The organism is Shinella sp. G-2 (assembly GCF_050172695.1).
GTDB lineage: Bacteria > Pseudomonadota > Alphaproteobacteria > Rhizobiales > Rhizobiaceae > Shinella.
In genome coordinates, this window is the sequence record NZ_JBBEYH010000011.1 from 95447 (window position 1) to 113476 (window position 18030).

Annotated in this window: 16 protein-coding genes; 5 read left to right on the forward strand and 11 right to left on the reverse strand. The window is 64.5% G+C overall.

Annotated features, from left to right (window positions below; all coding sequences use genetic code 11):
* Positions 1-28 precede the first annotated feature (28 nt).
* From V8U06_RS17640 to V8U06_RS17685, 10 genes are all read right to left on the reverse strand, one after another.
* Complete coding sequence (locus tag V8U06_RS17640; RefSeq protein ID WP_427141768.1) at positions 29-367, reverse strand: nuclear transport factor 2 family protein; 339 nt, start codon at positions 365-367, stop codon at positions 29-31.
* 100 nt (positions 368-467) lie between these two features.
* Positions 468-1178, reverse strand: a complete 711-nt coding sequence (locus V8U06_RS17645) for a DUF4272 domain-containing protein (RefSeq protein ID WP_427141769.1) — start codon at positions 1176-1178, stop codon at positions 468-470.
* Complete coding sequence (locus V8U06_RS17650; protein ID WP_427141770.1) at positions 1175-2275, reverse strand: hypothetical protein; 1101 nt, start codon at positions 2273-2275, stop codon at positions 1175-1177. Before V8U06_RS17650 ends, V8U06_RS17645 begins: the two co-directional genes overlap by 4 nt.
* A 297-nt stretch (positions 2276-2572) precedes the next feature.
* Positions 2573-3940, reverse strand: a complete 1368-nt coding sequence (locus V8U06_RS17655; protein WP_427141771.1) for an FGGY-family carbohydrate kinase — start codon at positions 3938-3940, stop codon at positions 2573-2575.
* Complete coding sequence (gene rhaM, locus V8U06_RS17660; RefSeq protein ID WP_226922727.1) at positions 3937-4251, reverse strand: L-rhamnose mutarotase; 315 nt, start codon at positions 4249-4251, stop codon at positions 3937-3939. Before rhaM ends, V8U06_RS17655 begins: the two co-directional genes overlap by 4 nt.
* A complete protein-coding gene (locus V8U06_RS17665; RefSeq protein WP_427141772.1) occupies positions 4251-5255 on the reverse strand; it encodes an ABC transporter permease in 1005 nt (334 codons plus the stop codon). The genes rhaM and V8U06_RS17665 overlap by 1 nt, the downstream gene beginning before the upstream one ends.
* Positions 5252-6241: an ABC transporter permease gene (locus V8U06_RS17670; RefSeq protein WP_427141806.1), complete on the reverse strand. Its 990-nt coding sequence runs from the start codon at positions 6239-6241 to the stop codon at positions 5252-5254. Before V8U06_RS17670 ends, V8U06_RS17665 begins: the two co-directional genes overlap by 4 nt.
* A gap of 12 nt (positions 6242-6253) precedes the next feature.
* Positions 6254-7789, reverse strand: coding sequence for a sugar ABC transporter ATP-binding protein (locus V8U06_RS17675; RefSeq protein ID WP_427141773.1), 1536 nt, complete (start codon positions 7787-7789; stop codon positions 6254-6256).
* Positions 7790-7850: 61 nt separating this feature from the next.
* On the reverse strand, positions 7851-8846 hold the full coding sequence (gene rhaS, locus V8U06_RS17680) for a rhamnose ABC transporter substrate-binding protein (protein WP_427141774.1): 996 nt from the start codon (positions 8844-8846) through the stop codon (positions 7851-7853).
* Positions 8847-8896: 50 nt separating this feature from the next.
* A complete protein-coding gene (locus tag V8U06_RS17685; RefSeq protein ID WP_226922723.1) occupies positions 8897-9709 on the reverse strand; it encodes a DeoR/GlpR family DNA-binding transcription regulator in 813 nt (270 codons plus the stop codon).
* A gap of 202 nt (positions 9710-9911) precedes the next feature.
* Between V8U06_RS17685 and V8U06_RS17690 the strand changes: the two genes are divergently transcribed.
* Both V8U06_RS17690 and rhaI read left to right on the forward strand, forming a co-directional pair.
* A complete protein-coding gene (locus tag V8U06_RS17690; protein WP_427141775.1) occupies positions 9912-12008 on the forward strand; it encodes a bifunctional rhamnulose-1-phosphate aldolase/short-chain dehydrogenase in 2097 nt (698 codons plus the stop codon).
* A gap of 24 nt (positions 12009-12032) precedes the next feature.
* Positions 12033-13325 carry an L-rhamnose catabolism isomerase gene (gene rhaI, locus V8U06_RS17695; RefSeq protein WP_427141776.1) on the forward strand — a complete coding sequence of 431 codons (1293 nt, stop codon included), beginning with the start codon at positions 12033-12035 and terminating at the stop codon, positions 13323-13325.
* Positions 13326-13712: 387 nt separating this feature from the next.
* On the opposite strand, the gene speB is transcribed toward rhaI, so the two are convergent.
* Positions 13713-14681 (reverse strand): agmatinase, encoded by a 969-nt coding sequence (speB, locus tag V8U06_RS17700; protein ID WP_427141777.1) that lies wholly within the window; start codon positions 14679-14681, stop codon positions 13713-13715.
* 343 nt (positions 14682-15024) lie between these two features.
* Between speB and V8U06_RS17705 the strand changes: the two genes are divergently transcribed.
* From V8U06_RS17705 to V8U06_RS17715, 3 genes are read left to right on the forward strand one after another with little or no spacing between them, the layout of a single operon-like run.
* Positions 15025-16605 (forward strand): FAD-dependent oxidoreductase, encoded by a 1581-nt coding sequence (locus tag V8U06_RS17705; protein WP_427141778.1) that lies wholly within the window; start codon positions 15025-15027, stop codon positions 16603-16605.
* Positions 16602-16940, forward strand: a complete 339-nt coding sequence (locus V8U06_RS17710; RefSeq protein WP_226922718.1) for a 4Fe-4S dicluster domain-containing protein — start codon at positions 16602-16604, stop codon at positions 16938-16940. Before V8U06_RS17705 ends, V8U06_RS17710 begins: the two co-directional genes overlap by 4 nt.
* A gap of 28 nt (positions 16941-16968) precedes the next feature.
* Positions 16969-18024 carry an ABC transporter substrate-binding protein gene (locus V8U06_RS17715; RefSeq protein ID WP_427141779.1) on the forward strand — a complete coding sequence of 352 codons (1056 nt, stop codon included), beginning with the start codon at positions 16969-16971 and terminating at the stop codon, positions 18022-18024.
* The last annotated feature ends 6 nt before the right edge of the window (positions 18025-18030 follow it).

Sequence of the window (18030 nt, forward strand, 5' to 3'; positions counted from 1 at the left end):
CCGGGCTGCTTGAACGGCTGCGCGCCTTCTACGGCAAGAGCCGGCGTTCGCTCATCTTGAACCAGGCCTTGACGATCTTGCGGTTTTCGACCTCGTAGATGCAGATGACATCGACCTCGCCCTTTCCTTCCGGAAAGGTTCGCGTGACCGTCTCGTGATCGACGACGACATTCCCGACGACGATGCGGCTGAGAAGCCTTCCGTGCAGATCGGGCTCCCTGAAGCGCTCGATATGGCGTTCGCGGATTTCCGCAACATTCCGCGCCAGGAGCGTGGAGGGAAATGCATAATACTCACAGTCCTCCGCCCACCACGGCATGAAGGCGTCGATGTCGCGGGCGTTGTAGGCCTCAAGCTGCTTTTGCACCGGGAGTTCGATTTCATCCCTCAAGAATGCACCTCGTCGGAAAGCTGGAAGAGCGATTGAACACGCCGAACGCGTGTCGGCAAGTCTCTTGCCGGCGGCTTCATGTATCCGTGGAAATGTCGTCCCATTCCTGGTCCATGTAGCCGATCAGCCAATTGAGCGTGTAGTGGCGTTCATAGACGACGCCGCTATCCAGGCCGGCCGGTGGCGCCTCACCCTTGATGCGTGCGTCCACCACGGCCCAATTGTAGCGATAGATCAGGTCGGCGGCGTCGAGCAGCACATCCTGGTTCCGCAGCCGGGCGCGCTGCATCAGCCCGTCCGTCCCCAGTTCGCGCAGGGTCTCGGCGATCTTCGCGACGTCGCAGATCTTGTCGGGGCGGCCGAGATCCTCATTGATCTCCAGTGCCCATAGCAGCACATGCACGCCCTCGTAACGCCAGGCGAAGTTTATCCGCTCCTGGTCCGATGGCGTCGGCTCATTCATGAATGCCTGTTCCTTCGGCGTGAAGAAACCCTCGGCGTTGAACTGTCGTATCAGCGCCTGGCCCATGTCGTGGTCGCCCGTCTCGCCCTTGACGGCGACGATCGCAAGCGCGATGGCGCGTTCCACCACCGCTCGCGTTTCCCGGCGGGTGCTGTCGCGCTCCGTCTCGATGGTCGGGAGGTGTGCGATGGTCGGCACACCCTCCGCCTGCAGCTGCAGGATGGAGCGCGCCTTGCGCGCCTGCGCCTCGTCTTCGGTTTGCGGCAGGGCGGCCTGCGCGGGAAGGAGCAGCGCAAGCAACGCGGCGGCGATGCGCTTCATCATTTCCAGCTCCGGTAGTCCGCGGCCGTGCAGCCGAAGGGCGCCGGGCCATCGCCGAAACGGCTCTGCAACTGGCCGCAGCCCCATGTGTTGAGCGCCTCCGGCATCATGTTGTTGATGTCCATTCCCGGGGAGGTGAACTGCGAGGGCGCGCTCGTCACGTACCAGAGCCAGTAGCCGAAAAAGCCGCCGATCAGGAGGAGGACGACGATGAGGAAGAGGCCCAGCCGGCGCGCCAGCGACAGGCCCGTCCTTGCCGGCGGGAGAGGAGCCGCGGCGGCCCGATGGTCGCTCGTTCCGGTCGAGCCATAAAGCTGGGCAAGCGCATCGGCGCGCTCCTTGTCCGACATCTCGATCCGCTCCAGTCGGTCATCGAGCAGAACGGGAAGCGCCGTGTTGCCGTGCCGTACGGCGAGCGCCACCCCGTTGCTGCCGGCATCGCCGACGATGATCGGTTCCTGCCCCGCTTCAAGGCGGGTGAAGGCGACGCGCTTGGTCTTTCCTTCGCTCAGCCGGTCGGCATAGGTGATCGCCAGGCGCCCCCGCTTCTTGTCCATGCCGGTGATTTCGACCGGGATGACGGCAAGGGGCTTTGGATGCCGTAGCTGACCGCGGACGCGCAGGATGCGAATGGCGAAGAAGATCATCGCCAGGCCGCCGCCGCCCAGCAGCAGGGTGAATGCCGCCAGCGTGATGATCCTGTTCCAGAGCATATCCAGACCGAGCGTGATGGTGGCGAGATCGGGGTGATCCGCCGAGACGACGAGGCCCGCCTCGTAGTCGCCGGTGTGGAAATCGACGAACATGACCTCCACATCCTTCTCATAGCGCTGGCCGCCATGCTCGTAGGAAAGATCCACTTCGCAGGTGGTGAAGATGGCTTTGCGTGTCGTGCAGCTGCCGCCGATAGTGCCGTCGATGACGAGCGGATTCTTGCTGATCGTATAATCGCGCAGAATGCCCGGACCTTCCGTCACCACCATGAAGACGGCGATGGCGAGCAGGATCGGCGTGGAAAAATAGTAGGCGAGCGGGGTGGAAATGACCCCGCGCGTCAGGGCGAGGGGACGGGCGGGAAGCTGTATCGTGGGAAAGGTCATCGTCTGCCTGAAATTGATTTCGTTTGAAGCGGTGGGCAGATGGGGGACGGCGGAAGCCCCCCATTCATTCGGAAGAATTTTGCACTGCGGCAAGATGGTCGAGGGTATATGCAGGTCTCTCGAATCCATCCAGCCGTTGCGGCGGGGTGCGCGCCCGATGCGAACTGGAAGCCGGGTAGCGGCAAGATCGCGGCCGGTAAAGGACGGATCTGAAAGGCCGGGGTGGAATTGCGTGCATGGCCAGACAATGCCCTTGAACCGGCGGCAAACGCGGTTCCCACTTTTCCCTGAAAAACTCTAGGCGAGGGCCGACAGCCAGATTCTTCGATAGGCGTCCAGTCCGGCGATGGTCGACGGCGCGACATGGGTTTGCGGTCCCGTGGCCGGTGCGATGCCGGCGAGCAGGGACGCGCCCTGGCTGGTGCCCGTCGAGCCCGGCATGGCGATGACCGGGCGCTGGCTCAGCGCGGCCAGCAAGGTGAGGTAGAGCCTGTTCGTCGCGAAGGGTCCTTCGACAATGGTCGGCCCCTTGGCGCCGATCAGGCCGAGGCAGGCCTCGTTCATCAGCGCGAGATAGAGGCAGGCGGCGGCGTGACGCGCGGCGACGCTTGCGCCCTCCGCATTCAGCCACCGCCGTTCGTGGCCGGGAAACGGGCCGGAGCCCGGCGCGACATTGGGCGTGAGCATCAGCCCCGCCGCGATCGCTGCGGGTAGCGCGGCGGCGATGTCCTCTTGTGTGGCAGGCCCGATCTCCGCCGACAGGATCTCGAACTCGCGCCCGCCCATGACGCGGGAGGACGGCACGGCGCGGCCATAGGCGTCGACATTGGCGAGCGTGTCGCGCGCCGGATCGAGATGATCCAGATCGCCGCCGACGGCGAAGTTGATCACCCATGTGCCGGTCGAGACGACCGAGAAGGGCGCTTGCCGGGCCAGCAGATGCGGCAGCAGCGAGGCGTTGGAATCGTGGATGCCGCAATAGACCGGGACTTCGGCCGCGATGATTTCGGCAATCTCCGGCAGGACCGGGCCGAGCGCGTCGAAGGCCGGCCGGATCGGCGCCATCAGCGGGCGGATGCCGAGCCTGTCGACCAGCGAGGAATAGGCACCGGCTTGCGGGTCCCAGAGGTCGGTGTGGCAGCCGAGCGAGGTCACCTCGTTCGCCGCAATGCCGGTCAGCCGTGCCGCCCAGTATTGCGGGTAGGTGACGATGGTCGCGACCTTGGCGAAGGCTTCCGGGAACATGGTCTTCTGATAGTGCAATTGCGCCCCGACATTGAGGCCCATTGCGAGGCGCGGCGAGCGCGTTTCAGCAAAAGGCGGGCGGATCGCGGCATAGGCGTCGCGGATTGCCTGCGGATAGTCGTGCTCGTAGTCGAGCACCGGCAGGACGAGCCGGCCGCCGGCGTCGAGCAGGGCGGCGGAGGCGCCGTGCGTCGTGATCGAGATGGCGTCGAAGCCGGGCGTCCTGGCGAAGCGGCGGCAGGCGTCGAGCGTGAAGGTCCAGAGCGCTTCCACGTCATAGTGCGGGTAGGGACCGTCCGTGAGGACCGTGTTGGCCATCCGGGCAACGGCGATTTCCGTGCCCGTCGCGGCGTCGAGGACGACGACCTTGGCATTGGTCTTGCCGATATCGAGAACGGCGATGTGGCGATAGGCGGTCATGGCATGTGGAAGACGGGAACGAGGTCGGTCTGGACGGGAGACCGGTCCGGGTTGGTCTCCATGATATCGGCCATATGCGCCCACCAGCGCTTCATCACGGGGTGCTCGGGCAGGGCCGCCATGGTGTGGTCGGCCGGCCGGGTGAGGATGCCGAAGAGGATATTGGTCCTGGGGTCGAGGTAGATGGAGTAGTCGGAAGCGCCCGCCTCATGGAGAAGATCGACCAGCTCGGGCCAGATCGCGTCGTGGCGTTTCCTGTATTCCGCTTCCATGCCGGGATGGAGCTTCATGGTGAAGGCATGCCGTTCCATCAGGCTTTCCTCGCATGTTTGACCCGGCGCGCGACGATCGGCAGGGCAATGGTGACGATCAGCAGCAGACCGATGAAGATGGACATGACGATGCCCGGCACATTGAGCAGGCCGAGGCCGAAGGTGACGAGCCCCATGACGAAGGCGGCGATGACGACGCCGGCGATGGTGCCCGCCCCGCCGAGGATCGAAACGCCGCCGAGCACGACCATCGTCACCACTTCCAGTTCCCAGCCCTGCGCGATCGAGGGGCGCGTGGAGCCGAGGCGGGAGGTGAGGCAGACGGCGGCGATGCCGCTCATCAGGCCGGTGAGGAGGAAGAGGATGAACTTCACCCGGTCGACCGGAATGCCGGAGAACCGGGCGGCCATGGCATTGTTGCCGATGACGTAGACGTGGCGGCCGAAATTCGTCCTGTGCAGCAGAACGGCGAAGAGGGCGGCCATGACGAGGAAGAGCACGAATTCGAAGGAGAACACCCAGACGACGTAACCCTGTCCGAACCAGGCGAAGTCGGCCGGATATTTGCCATAGGCCTGATCGCCGAGCACGATGTAGGAGATGCCGCGGAAGAGGCTCATCGTGCCGATGGTGACGACGATGGAGGGCAGCTTGAGGCCGGCGACGAGCAGGCCGTTGAACGCGCCGCAGGCAAGGCCGGTGCCGATGCCGATGGCGACCAGCCCCGGCGTGCCGACGCCCATCTGCACTGCCGCGCCCATGGCGGTGGAGGCGAGCGCGATGATCGCGGCGACGGAAAGGTCGATCTCCCCGGCGATGATCAGCAGCGCCATGGCGAAGGCGATCAGCGCCTTTTCGGTGAAGTTGAACGTCGCGTCGGAAAGATTCCAGGCATCGAGGAAATAGGGCGAGGCCAGCGAATTGGCGATGAAGATGACCACCGCCACACAGAACAGCAGCACCTCCCAGCTCGCGAGCAGCCGCTTCATCGGCGTGCCGAGCCGGTCGGGAATCTGGCGGCGGATTGCGGTTTCCGGGTTCATGCGGGCGTCTCCTTGGCGGCGCGGTCACGCAGGATGATGCGGCCCTTCTTCTTTTCGGCGCGGGCGTTGAAGACGACGGCGAGGATGATGACGACGCCGGAAATCGCCATCTGCGCGAAGGGCGAGATGCCGATGACCGGCAGGGCGTTCTTGATGACGCCGAGGAAGAGCGCACCGAGCACGGTGCCGATGACCGTGCCGATGCCGCCGGCAATCGAAATGCCGCCGATGACGCAGGCCGCGACGCTGTCGAGTTCGAAGCCGGCGGCGATGTCGACATAGGCGACCGCATAACGCGACACCCAGAGATAACCCGAGAGGCCGGCCAGCGCGCCTGACAGCACGAAGGCGAGGAAGCGTGCGCGGCCGACGTCGATGCCGGCATAGATCGCTGCCGTCGGGTTGCCGCCCGAGGCATAGGCGGCGCGGCCGAAGGGGGTGCGCATCAGCACGAACCACATCATGAGCACGATGGCGATGGCCAGCCAGGAAAGGATCGGCAGCCCGAGCACGACGAGGCGCGGCAGGTTGAGGAAATCCGGCGTCATCTGGTGCGCGTTCACCCAGCCGCCGCCCGACAGCACGAAGGCCATGCCGCGATAGATGGTGAGCGTGCCGAGCGTCACGACGATGGGCGGGATCTGCAGCAGCCAGACGAGGAAGCCGTTGATCGCCCCCAGCGCCGCGCCGATGCCGATGGCAAGCAGGATGAGCAGCGCCAGCGGCAGGCCGGGATAGGCCGCGTCCAGCATGGCGACGGCCATGCCGGTGAAGGCAAGGTTGGCGGCAACCGAAAGGTCGATCGACTTTGTCAGGATGACGGTCATCTGGCCGAGCGCGAGGATGATCAGGATCGACGTGTCGTTGAAGATGTTGGCGAGATTGGCGGGGGCTGCGAAACCGGCCGCGCGCGTCGCAAAGCCGGCGATCATCACCAGGATGATCAGCGCCAGCAGGAGTTCACGGTTCTTGAAGAGACGCTGCATCGTCATCCGCCCTTATGCATTGCCGGTCGCCGCGCGCACCAGCGTTTCCGCCGTCAGGCCCGTGCGCTCGTGGAGACCGGCCATCAGCCCCTCGCGCATCACCATCACGCGATCCGACATGCCGAGGATTTCCGGCAGTTCGGAGGAGATCATGATGATGGAAAGACCCTCGCCGGCGAGTTCCGAGATGAAGGCATGCACCGCCGCCTTCGATCCGATGTCGATGCCCTTGGTGGGCTCGTCCAGGATGATGACCCTGGGCTTGGTGGCGAGCCACTTGCCGATGACGACCTTCTGCTGGTTGCCGCCCGACAGCGTGCCGACCGGCACGGAGAGCGCGGCGGCGCGAAGGTCCAGCCGTTCGGCATATTTGCGCGCGAGCGAAAACTCGCTGGCCGCCTTCAGGATGCCGCGCACCGAGGTGCGGGCGAGCGACGGCAGCGACATGTTCTGGTAGATCGGCATGTCCAGCGCCAGGCCATGGCGACCGCGCTCTTCCGGCACATAGACGATGCCCGCGGCGATGGCGTCGGCGGAGGAGCGGATGACGATCTCGCGGCCGTCGAGGACGGTCTTTCCCGAGGCGGGTGCGGTCATGCCGAACAGCGACTGGCAGAGTTCCGACCGCCCGGCGCCGATGAGGCCGTAGACGCCGAGGATTTCGCCGCGCCGGAGGTCGAAGGAAATGTCGCGGAATTCCGTGTCGTGACAATAGCCCTCGACCTTGAGCACGGTTTCGCCGATGGCGACCGGGCTTTTCGGAAAGACGTCGTGCACGTCGCGGCCGACCATCAGTCGCACGATCTCTTCCTGCGGCGTCTGCCGGAGCAGGCCCGCGCCGACCATGCGCCCGTCGCGGAAGACGGCATAGCTGTCGGCAATCTCGTAGAGCTCGTCGAATTTGTGGCTGATGAAGAGGATGGCCTTGCCCTGCCTCTTCAGGTTTTCGACGATGCGGAAGAGATCGTCGATTTCCTTGCGCGAGAGGGCGGCCGTCGGCTCGTCCATGATGACGATGCGCGCCTCGACGGAAAGCGCCCGGGCGATGGCCACCAGGTGCCGCTGGGCGATGGAGAGATCCTTCAGCTTGATCGTCGGGTCGATATTGCTTTCGAGCCGATGCATCAGCGCGCGGGCACGCTCGTTGATGGTCTTCCAGTCGATGAGGCCGAAGCGCGTGCGCGGCGCATGGCCGAGAAAGATGTTTTCCGCGACCGTCAGCTCGTCGAAGAGCACGGTCTCCTGATGGATCGCGGTGACGCCGGCATCGATGGCCGCCTGCGCATTGGCAAAGGCGACGGGCTTGCCGTCGATGACGATCTCGCCCTCGTTCGGGCGGTAGATGCCGGTGAGAATCTTCACCAGCGTCGACTTGCCCGCGCCGTTCTCGCCGATAAGCGCGGTGACCTTGCCGGGATAGAGCGCGATATCGACGCCGTCGAGCGCCTTCACGCCGGGAAAGATCTGCGAGATGCCGCGCATCTCCAGAATGGGCGTTTCCAACGCCTCGGCCCTTGCGGCCATCATGGAAGCTGCAGCGCTCGTCATCACCACACCGGAAAAGGGGAAAAGACCCGGCGACCGAAGCCGCCGGGAAGGTTTGGAAGGCTCAGAAGATCTTCGCGAATTCTTCGACGTTCGAGGCGTCGTAGACGAAGGGATCGGCCATGGCGGCTTCGCCATTGTCGCCGACCTTGATCTTGCCCATGCGGCCGGCTTCGATTTCCGAGCCCGGCGCGCCGTCCGTGTCACCCTTGACGAGGTGATAGGCGATCTGGGTGGCGGAATAGCCGAGGTCGATCGGGTTCCAGATGGCGAATTCCTTGGTCGCGCCCGACTTGATGGCGCCGGCCATTTCCGAGGGCAGGCCGAGGCCGGTCACATAGACCTCGCCAATCTTGCCGGCATCCTTGACGGCCTGCGAGGCGGCGAGAACGCCGACGGTCGTCGGCGCGACGATGACCTTGACGTTCGGCTGCGAGGTCAGGAGACCGTTGGCTTCGCGGTAGGACTTGTCGGCCAGGTCGTCGCCATAGACGGTCGTGACGAGGTTGAGGCCCGGGAAGTCCTTGATCTGCTTCTTCATCTCCTCGATCCAGGTGTTCTGGTTGGTCGAGGTCGTCGTCGCCGAGAGGATCGCGAAGTCACCCTTGCCGTCCGGCAGGTGGTCCTTGGCGAGTTGCAGGCACATCTTGCCGATCAGCTCGTTGGAGGACGGGTTGAGGTGCATGATGCGGCCTTCCGGCGCCACGCCCGAGTCCCAGGAGATGACCTTGATACCGCGCTGCTGCGCCTTCTTCAGCGCCGGAACGACCGCATCCGGATCGTTGGCGGAGATCGCGATGGCATCGACGCCCTGGGCGATCAGCGAGTTGATGACTTCGATCTGGCCTTCGGCCGTCGTCGTGGTCGGGCCGGTATAGATGATCTCGACGCCGCCGAGTTCCTTGGCGGCTTCCTGCGCGCCCTTGTTGGCGGCCTCGAAGAAGCCGTTGCCGAGCGACTTGACGAGAAGAGCGATCTTCATGTCCGCGGCATTGGCCGTGGACACCATGGCGGCAAGGGCGAGCGCCGCGCCGGCGAGCAGTTTCGTGGTCAGTTTCATGGTTTTCCTCCCAGTGTTGAAACGTTCACTCCTCCCGGCCGCCCGTCTTGTCAGGCCGCCGAGGTGGAATCCTCCCTCTCGGTCGAAGCCATCGGCTTCACCGTGATGAGCCTTATGCCGGCATGGGCGACCATGGCGGCCGCCTCATCCGAAATCCTGTCGTCGGTGATGATCGTGGTCACGTTCTCCAGCGGGCAGAGAATGAGGCTGGAACGCCGCTCGAACTTGCTGGAATCGACCATGACGATCAGTTCTTCCGCCTGGCGCATCAGCTTCTGCTCGCTCTGGATGACCAGCGCGTCCCCCTCCATGATGCCGAGCGCATTGACGCCCTGCGCGCCGATGAACATGCGCCGCGCATAGAAATTGCGGATCGCGTCATTGTCGAAGGGCGAGAGGATGAGGCTCTGGTCGCGGTAGATCGCACCGCCCGGAACGCTCACCGTGCACTTGGAATGTTTCACCAGATGTTCGGCGATGGCGAAGGAATTGGTCATCACCTGCAGGCGGCGGGCCGACATGAAATGCACCATCTGGAATGTCGTGGTGCCGCCGTTGATGATGATCGAGTCGCCTTCTTCGCAAAGCTCCACGGCCCGGCGGGCGATTGCGCGCTTGCGATCGATATTGATCGATTCGGATACCTTGAACGGACGCGCCGCGAGATTGCCAAGCTGTGGGGGATGCACGGCCTCGGCGCCGCCGCGCACACGGCGCAGCTTGCCCTGCACGTGCAGGGCCGCGATATCGCGGCGAATGGTGGCTTCGGATGCCTCGGTCAGTTCGGCGATATCCTGCACCGTCACGACGGGCTTTTCCTGGATAGCGCTCAAAATGATGCGATGGCGTTCGCGTTCGTGCATGGGGCTCCTCCTAAGTATGATTTATTCGCATCCAACTTATCCTGTCAATCATAAACGATCAAAAAAGATCATACTGCACTGCACAATGATCTTTAATGATCAAAAATGATTGACATTGCGAGTCGAGATGCGTCATAGCTCCGACAAAGGAGACGGAAGGCCGCACTGGCATTCCGTGATTGGACAGACCAGGGAGGATGTCATGACGGGTCAGCCCCGCCTTCTCGAAAACCGTTGGGACGACGCCCATGCCGCAAGGCTCGACGAGCCCGGCAAGCTGCTCTACCGCTCCAATCTCCTCGGCGCCGACAAGCGCATCACCAACTACGGCGGCGGCAACACTTCGGCCAAGGTGCAGGAAACCGATCCGCTGACGGGCGAGAAGGTCCCGGTCCTGTGGGTAAAGGGCTCGGGCGGCGATGTCGGCACGATCAAGCTCGACGGTTTCGCCACCCTCTACATGGAAAAGCTGGAAGCGCTGAAGGGTCTCTACACGGGTGTCGAGGACGAGGACCGCATGGTCGGCTTCCTGCCGCACTGCACCTTCAACCTCAATCCGCGCGCCGCCTCCATCGATACGCCGCTGCACGGTTTCGTGCCGTTCGCCCATGTCGACCACATGCATCCCGACGCCATCATTGCCATCGCCGCCTCGAAGAACTCGAAGGCGCTGACGGCGAAGATTTTCGGCGAGGAGATCGGCTGGCTGCCCTGGCGCCGTCCCGGCTTCCAGCTCGGCCTCGATCTTGCGGCCTTCGTCAAGGCAAACCCCGGGGCCAAGGGCGTCGTGCTCGAAAGCCATGGCCTCTTCACCTGGGCGGACGACGCCAAGGACTGCTACCTGCTGACGCTCGACATCATCAACCGGGCGATCGAATGGTTCGCCAGGGAGACGGACGGCAAGACGATCTTCGGCGGGGCCGTCGCCACGAGCCTTGGCGAAGCCGAACGCCGGGCCGTCGCCGCGACGCTGATGCCGGAAATCCGTGGCCGCATCGGCAAGGGCGAGCGCAAGCTCGGCCATTTCGACGACCAGGCCGCCGTGCTCGAATTCGTCAACTCCAACGACCTGAAGCCGCTCGGCGCGCTCGGCACCTCCTGCCCGGATCATTTCCTGCGCACCAAGATCCGCCCGCTGATCGTCGATTTCGATCCCGCCAGACCCGATGTGGACGCGGTGATCGCCGGCCTCGACGCGGCGCTGGAGGACTACCGCGCCGACTACACGCGCTATTACGAGACCTGCAAGCGCGGCAATTCGCCTGCCATGCGCGACCCGAACCCTGTCATCTTTCTCGTTCCCGGCGTCGGCATGTTCTCCTTTGCCAAGGACAAGGCGACCGCGCGCATCGCCGGCGAGTTCTACGTCAACGCCATCAACGTGATGCGCGGCGCGTCGACGGTATCCGACTATCAGGGCCTGCCGGAGCAGGAGGCTTTCGATATCGAATACTGGCTGCTGGAGGAAGCAAAGCTGCAGCGCATGCCGAAGCCGAAGAGCCTTGCCGGCCGCGTCGCTTTCGTGACGGGCGGCGCCGGCGGCATCGGCCGGGCAACGGCCGAGCGGCTGGCGGGTGAGGGCGCCTGCGTGGTGCTGGCCGATATCGACGCCCATGCCCTGGCCGAGGTCGGCGCTGCGTTTGCGAAGACATATGGCGGCGACGCCGTGCGCACCGTCACGCTCAACGTGACGGACGAAGCGGGCGTCATTGCCGCCTTCGCCGATGCCTGCGTCGAATTCGGCGGGATCGATATTCTCGTCTCCAATGCCGGCATCGCCTCCTCGGCCCCGGTCGAAAGCACGGAGCTTTCGATGTGGAACAGGAATATCGAGATTCTCGCGACCGGTTACTTCCTCGTTTCGCGGGAGGCGTTCCGCCTGTTCCGGCGGCAGAACCTCGGCGGCAACGTGGTCTTCGTCGCCTCCAAGAACGGTCTTGCCTCCTCGCCGAACGCCTCGGCCTATTGCACGGCCAAGGCCGCTGAAATCCACCTTGCGCGCTGCCTGGCGCTCGAGGGTGCGGAGGCGGGCATCCGCGTCAACACGGTGAATCCCGATGCGGTGCTGCGGGGCTCGAAGATCTGGGGCGGCGAATGGCGCGAGCAGCGCGCCGCCTCGTCCAGGATCGAGGTGGGCGAGCTGGAAGAGCATTATCGCAAACGTTCCATGCTGAAGCTCAACGTCTTCCCGGAAGACATCGCCGAGGCGATCTATTTCCTCGCATCGGACCTTTCGGCTAAGTCGACGGGCAACATCATCAACGTGGATGCCGGCAACGCGCAGAGTTTCCCGCGCTAGTGCGCGTGGGTCAGGGAGGACGGAATGGCTGAATTCAGGATCGCGCAGGATGTCGTCGCGCAGGAAAACGACAAGCGGGCAAAGGCGCTGAAGGAGGACTACGAGGCGCTCGGCGCAAACCTCGCCCGCCGCGGCATCGACATCGACGCGGTCACCCGCAAGGTCGAACAGTTCTTCGTCGCCGTTCCCTCCTGGGGCGTCGGCACGGGCGGCACCCGCTTTGCGCGCTTTCCCGGCGCCGGCGAGCCGCGCGGCATCTTCGACAAGCTGGACGATTGTGCCGTCATCCAGCAGTTGACGCGCGCCACGCCCACCGTTTCGCTCCACATTCCCTGGGACAAGGCCGATCCGAAAGAGCTGAAGGCGAAGGGCAACGCCCTCGGCCTTGGCTTCGACGCGATGAATTCCAACACCTTCTCCGACGCGCCCGGCCAGACGCATTCCTACAAATACGGTTCGCTCAGCCACACGGATGCCGCAACGCGCGCCCAGGCCGTCGAGCACAATCTGGAATGCATCGAGATCGGCAAGGCCATCGGTTCGAAGGCGCTGACGGTCTGGGTTGGCGACGGCTCCAACTTCCCGGGCCAGAGCAATTTCACCCGGGCTTTCGAGCGCTATCTCGCCGCCATGGCCGAGATCTACAAGGGCCTGCCCGACGACTGGAAGCTCTTCTCCGAGCACAAGATGTACGAACCGGCCTTCTATTCGACGGTCGTGCAGGACTGGGGAACGAATTACCTGATCGCCCAGACGCTGGGTCCGAAGGCCCAGTGCCTCGTCGATCTCGGCCACCATGCGCCGAACACCAATATCGAGATGATCGTCGCCCGCCTCATCCAGTTCGGCAAGCTCGGCGGCTTCCACTTCAACGATTCCAAATATGGCGACGACGACCTCGATGCCGGCGCCATCGAACCCTATCGCCTGTTCCTCGTCTTCAACGAACTGGTGGATGCGCAGACGCGCGGCGTCGAAGACTTCCATCCAGCCCATATGATCGACCAGTCGCACAACGTCACCGACCCGATCGAAAGCCTCATCAACAGCGCGAACGAAATCCGCCGCGCCTATGCGCAGGCTCTCCTCGTCGACCGCGCGGCGCTTACCGGCTACCAGGACGGCAACGACGCCCTGATGGCGACGGAAACACTGAAGCGCGCCTACCGCACGGATGTGGAACCGATCCTCGCCGAAGCCCGCCGCCGCGCCGGCGGCGCAATCGACCCGCTCGCCACCTATCGCGCCAGCGGCTACCGGGCAAACGTCGCGGCGGCGCGCCCGGCCTCGGCAGCGGGCGGCGGCGGTATCGTCTAGAGGTGTTTCGGAATGCCGGCTCCGGCGGCGGTTCCCCTGGAGTTTGTCATGGAGAAGTGGGAACCGGTTTTCCCGAAAAGACAAACGAAAACAAAAGGATTTAAACTTGTCTGGTTCAATCTGAACCCGACATGTCCTAGCGGGTCAGGGGAAGGCGGCGCGATTGACGTGCGCAATGTACAAGGCAGTCATGCAGGATCCGGTCTACTCGTTGCGGCGTGCAATCGGCATATTCCCCTCATGAAGTTCATCCTCCTCCCAGAACTTCAATCGTGATCCATCCTCTCCTCCTCCCTGGATGGATCGCATCGGATCGGCAGCACCCCTCCTCCCGGTTGCCGATCATCCTTTGAAAGCCTGCCGCACCTCCTCCCGCGGCAGGCTTTTCTATTTTGCGGTTTGCCGCGTCTTTTCAATCTGCCTTGCCAGGATGCACATCAGCTCGAACAGGATGGTCGCGCCGGCAATCGAAGTCATGCCGGCAAGGTCGAACGGCGGGGAGACTTCCACGACATCCGCGCCGACGAGGTTCAGGCCATCGAGCAGCCGGACAAGCTGTTGGGCTTCGCGCGTCGTGAACCCGCCGCTTTCAGGCGTGCCGGTCCCCGGCGCCATCGATGGATCGATGGCGTCGATGTCGAAGGTCACATAGGTCGGGTTCTGGCCGACGATCGCGCGCGCTTCGGCCATGACGTCGTCGGCGCCGCGGCGAACGAACTCTTCCATGTAGATGATGCGAATTCCCTGCGCCAGCGCCCAGTCATGTTCGTCCGGCGCGTAGATCGACCCGCGAATACCGATCTGCACGATGCGGCGCGGATCGAGAAGCCCCTCTTCGATCGCACGCCGGAACGGCGTGCCATGCGTGTAGGGGTTGTTGCCGAAGTAGGTGTCATTGGTGTCGGAATGCGCGTCGAACTGGATCAGCCCGACCTGCTTTTGCTTCGCGACCGCGCGCAGCACGGGCAGGGTGGTCAGGTGATCGCCGCCGACGCATAGAGGAAGCGCGCCCACACCGACGATGTCAGCAGCGCCTTCCTCGATCAGCCGAAGGGCGTCCAGCAAGTCGATCGGGTTCACCGCGAGATCGCCGACATCGGCGATATTGGCGATGCGGAACGGTTCCGTCTTGAACACATGGTGCGTGCTTCGCATCAGGCTCGATTGGTTGCGGACCTCGCGGGGACCATGGCGCGCACCCGCCCGGTTGGTCGTTCCGCCGTCCCAGGGAATGCCGGCAATGGCAATGTCCAGACCCTTCGGGGACGGAACGGCGGGAAGCCGCATGAATGTGGCATGGCCGGCAAACCGGGGCACCTTGGCGGCATCGACGGGTTGATGAAAGGTCTCGCGCATGCCGATTGTCTCCACGAAATCAGGACGGAACGGGCAGGTCGGAGAGGCTTGCTGAAAGGCCCCCTCTGCCTGCCGCGCGTCGTTCTATAGCACGGCGACAGCAGGCGGTCTGCCTCTGCCGACACGGTGAAACTGCGGCTTCGTTTCGACGTTCATGGAATAGCCGTGGCCGTGGAGTGGGCAGCGCATCCTTGGGCTCGCAGCGAAAATACGCGGCAACTCTGGAAAGGCATTGGCCGGAATTTTTTGTTCCAACCGCAGGATAAATTGGGAATTCGTTCCTCGTTTGTAATTCATTTAATCCATAGTTTTTGTGTAATTAATGCAGCTGTGGATGTGCAAAATGATGCGTCAGTCTTCAACGGCAACGGTCGACGTTGCCGTCATCGGTGGTGGTCCGGCGGGCTGCCTTGCGGCCTGGAACGCGCATCAGGCCGGCGCCTCCGTCATCCTCATCGACAAGGGCTATGTCGGCACCAGCGGCGCGATGGCGGCGGGCAACAACACGATCAGCGATACCCTGCGCGGCACGAAGGAGCGTGAAGCGACCGTGGCGCAGCGCGTCAATCGTGGGCTCGGCTTCGTGCGCCGGTCTGTGGTGGAGGATGTTCTCGACCAGGCGCGCGCCAATCTCGATGCATTCGCCGCCTGGGGCTACGATTTCCCGACCTACGAGGACGGGCGCCCCTATCGCGGCATGCTGCGCGGCCCGGATTTCCTGCGCTTCATGCGCCAGCGCCTGATCAAGGCCGGTGTGCGTATCGTCGATCACACGCCGGTCGAGGAGCTGCTTCTTGCCGATGACGGCGCGGTCGCCGGCCTCAGGGCGAGACGCCGCCGGTCCGGTGAGGAGGTGGAAATCCGCGCCGGGGCCGTCGTCATTGCTGCCGGTGGATGCGCCTTTCTCAGCGGCGGGCTCGGCACCAACAACCTGACGGGCGATAGCTATCTGATGGCCGTGGAGGCGGGGGCGACGCTGTCAGGCATGGAATTTTCCGGCCAGTACGGCATATCGCCGGTCTTTTCCAGCGTCACCAAGGGCGTGGTCTATTTCTGGGGCACGTTCTCCGATGCCGCCGGCAACGAAATCCATCTGCCGGGCGACCGCCAGAATGTCGCCCGCAACCTCCTGGACGGGCCGGTCTATGCGGTGCTCGACAAGGCGTCCGAGCGTCTTCAGCAGGGCTTCCGCAAGGGCCAGCCCAACATCTTCGCGCCGTTCGACCGGATGGGCATCGATCCGTTCCGCGACCGGTTCGAAATCACCCTGCGCCATGAGGGGACCGTGCGGGGCACGGGCGGCATCGTCATCGACGACCGCGCGGCGACCGGCATACGCGGCCTTTTCGCGGCGGGCGATGCCGCCACCCGCCAGGCCATGGCGGGCGCCACGAGCGGCGGCGGCGGCCCGAATGCGGCCTGGGCGCTCGCCACGGGATCGTGGGCCGGCGAAGGCGCGGCGGGTTTCGCAAGACGGCTCGGCGCCCACCATGCCACGCGGCGGGTGCGGTCCGCGCGCCAGCGCACGCCCGTCATCGAAGGCCCCGGCCGGGAGGTGGAGATCCGCACCGTCATCGACCGCATCAGGGGCGAGACGCTTCCGCTCGAAAAGGGCTTCTTCCGGAGCGGCAAAAGTCTCGCCGACAACAGGACGGTTCTCGAAAGCCTCTGGCGGGACGAGACCTGGCGCCGCGCCGGCACCGGCCACGACGCCGCGCGCATTCGCGAAGCCGAGGCCCTGATCGCGACCGCCCGCTGGGTGACCGAAAGCGCGCTTCTGCGCCGTGAGACCCGCGGCGTCCACCGTCGCATCGACTTCGCCGAGACCGATCCGACGCTCGCCGTCCGCATCGAGAGCGGGGGGCTCGACGCGCCCTGGGCGGTCTACGAACCCGAACTGCAGAAAGAAAGCATCGCATCATGATCGAAATCGTCAGCGCCGAGCGCTGCGTCAAATGTGACCTGTGCGTCGAGGCCTGCCCCGACAACGTGTTCGACGCGGTGGCGGACGGCATTCCCGTCATCGCGCGGCAGGGGGACTGTCAGACCTGCTTCCTCTGCGAGCTCTTCTGTCCGACCGATGCGCTCTATGTCTCGCCGCTCGCCGACGCCGTCGAAGGCCGGCCGGAGGCCGAGCTTGCCGAGCGCGGCCTTCTCGGCAGCTTCCGCCGCGAGATGGGCTGGAAGAACGCCAAGCCGCGCGGCACCGGCGGCGACCTCAGCTACCGGATCTTCGAGAACGGCTCGATCATCCCCTGACACCATCCTTCCCAGACTGGAGACCTACATGCGCAAGTTCCTGACTTCCCTCGTCGTCGCCGCGACCGTCCTTGTCGCCGCGGCGCCGCTGAGGGCCGGGGACGCCCCGGAAACCATCCGCTTCGGCGATGTCGGCTTCGGCTTCGGCACGCCCTTCGGCGTCGGCCTCCTGGCTGTCGCCGATGCGAAAGGGTTCATCGCCGACGAATTCAAGGGCACGCCCACCAAGGTGGAGTTCACCTATTTCACCGGCACGGGGCCGGCAATCAACGAGGCGCTCTCCAACGGGCAGCTCGATTTCGCCGCCTATGGCGCGGTGCCGAACATCATCGGCAAGGCGAACGGCCTCGATACGGTGATCGTTGCGTCCTATGGCGGAACCACGATCTTCGGCGCCGCGCGCCCGGATGTCGAGATCAAGTCGGTCGCCGACCTCAAGGGCAAGCGCATCGCCATCCAGAAGGCGACGATCATCCACTGGGCCCTGATCCAGGCGCTGAAGAATGCCGGCCTTTCCGAAGCCGACGTGACGATCGTCGACCTCAAGAACGCCGACCAGCTCGCCGCCATCGCCGCCAAGAGTGTGGATGCGGTATTCGGCGCGGACTTCCTGCTGCCGCTGGAAACGAAGGGTCTCGCCAAGGTCTTCTACAAGTCATCGGCCGGCGGTGCGAGCGGTGACGGCTTCGGCGCGTTCCTCGTCACCGACGCCTTCCGCAACGCTTACCCGGAGGCGACGCAGAAGGTCGTCAACGGCTTCGTGCGGGCCGCGACCTGGGTGTCGGACGAGAAGAACCGCGACGAGGTCTTCCAGATCTGGTCGCGCGCCGGCACGCCCGTCGACGTCATCACGAAGGCAAACGAGGGCACGGCGCTGAAGGGCAAATACAATCCCCGCCTCGATGCCTTCTTCACGGCCCGCTACGAAAGCGGCCTTGCCTTCAACAAGGAGCAGAAGCTGACGCGCCGCGATGTCGACCTCGCCACCTGGGCGGACGCTTCCTATGTCGAGAAGGCCATTGCCGATCAGGAACTGGACGGGTTCTGGGCCGACCGCGACGCGGCCGGCGCGGACAGGAAGTAAGACGGA

Excerpts from the sequence above, each read along its gene's own strand:
- V8U06_RS17670 (WP_427141806.1), bottom strand. The coding sequence starts at position 6,241 with ATGCAGCGTCTCTTCAAGAACCGTGAACTCCTGCTGGCGCTGATCATC.
- V8U06_RS17675 (WP_427141773.1), bottom strand. The coding sequence starts at position 7,789 with ATGACGAGCGCTGCAGCTTCCATGATGGCCGCAAGGGCCGAGGCGTTG.
- V8U06_RS17710 (WP_226922718.1), top strand. The coding sequence starts at position 16,602 with ATGATCGAAATCGTCAGCGCCGAGCGCTGCGTCAAATGTGACCTGTGC.
- V8U06_RS17705 (WP_427141778.1), top strand. The coding sequence starts at position 15,025 with ATGATGCGTCAGTCTTCAACGGCAACGGTCGACGTTGCCGTCATCGGT.
- V8U06_RS17690 (WP_427141775.1), top strand. The coding sequence starts at position 9,912 with ATGACGGGTCAGCCCCGCCTTCTCGAAAACCGTTGGGACGACGCCCAT.
- rhaM (WP_226922727.1), bottom strand. The coding sequence starts at position 4,251 with ATGGAACGGCATGCCTTCACCATGAAGCTCCATCCCGGCATGGAAGCG.
- rhaI (WP_427141776.1), top strand. The coding sequence starts at position 12,033 with ATGGCTGAATTCAGGATCGCGCAGGATGTCGTCGCGCAGGAAAACGAC.
- V8U06_RS17650 (WP_427141770.1), bottom strand. The coding sequence starts at position 2,275 with ATGACCTTTCCCACGATACAGCTTCCCGCCCGTCCCCTCGCCCTGACG.
- V8U06_RS17715 (WP_427141779.1), top strand. The coding sequence starts at position 16,969 with ATGCGCAAGTTCCTGACTTCCCTCGTCGTCGCCGCGACCGTCCTTGTC.
- V8U06_RS17665 (WP_427141772.1), bottom strand. The coding sequence starts at position 5,255 with ATGAACCCGGAAACCGCAATCCGCCGCCAGATTCCCGACCGGCTCGGC.
- V8U06_RS17655 (WP_427141771.1), bottom strand. The coding sequence starts at position 3,940 with ATGACCGCCTATCGCCACATCGCCGTTCTCGATATCGGCAAGACCAAT.
- V8U06_RS17645 (WP_427141769.1), bottom strand. The coding sequence starts at position 1,178 with ATGATGAAGCGCATCGCCGCCGCGTTGCTTGCGCTGCTCCTTCCCGCG.
- rhaS (WP_427141774.1), bottom strand. The coding sequence starts at position 8,846 with ATGAAACTGACCACGAAACTGCTCGCCGGCGCGGCGCTCGCCCTTGCC.
- V8U06_RS17685 (WP_226922723.1), bottom strand. The coding sequence starts at position 9,709 with ATGCACGAACGCGAACGCCATCGCATCATTTTGAGCGCTATCCAGGAA.
- speB (WP_427141777.1), bottom strand. The coding sequence starts at position 14,681 with ATGCGCGAGACCTTTCATCAACCCGTCGATGCCGCCAAGGTGCCCCGG.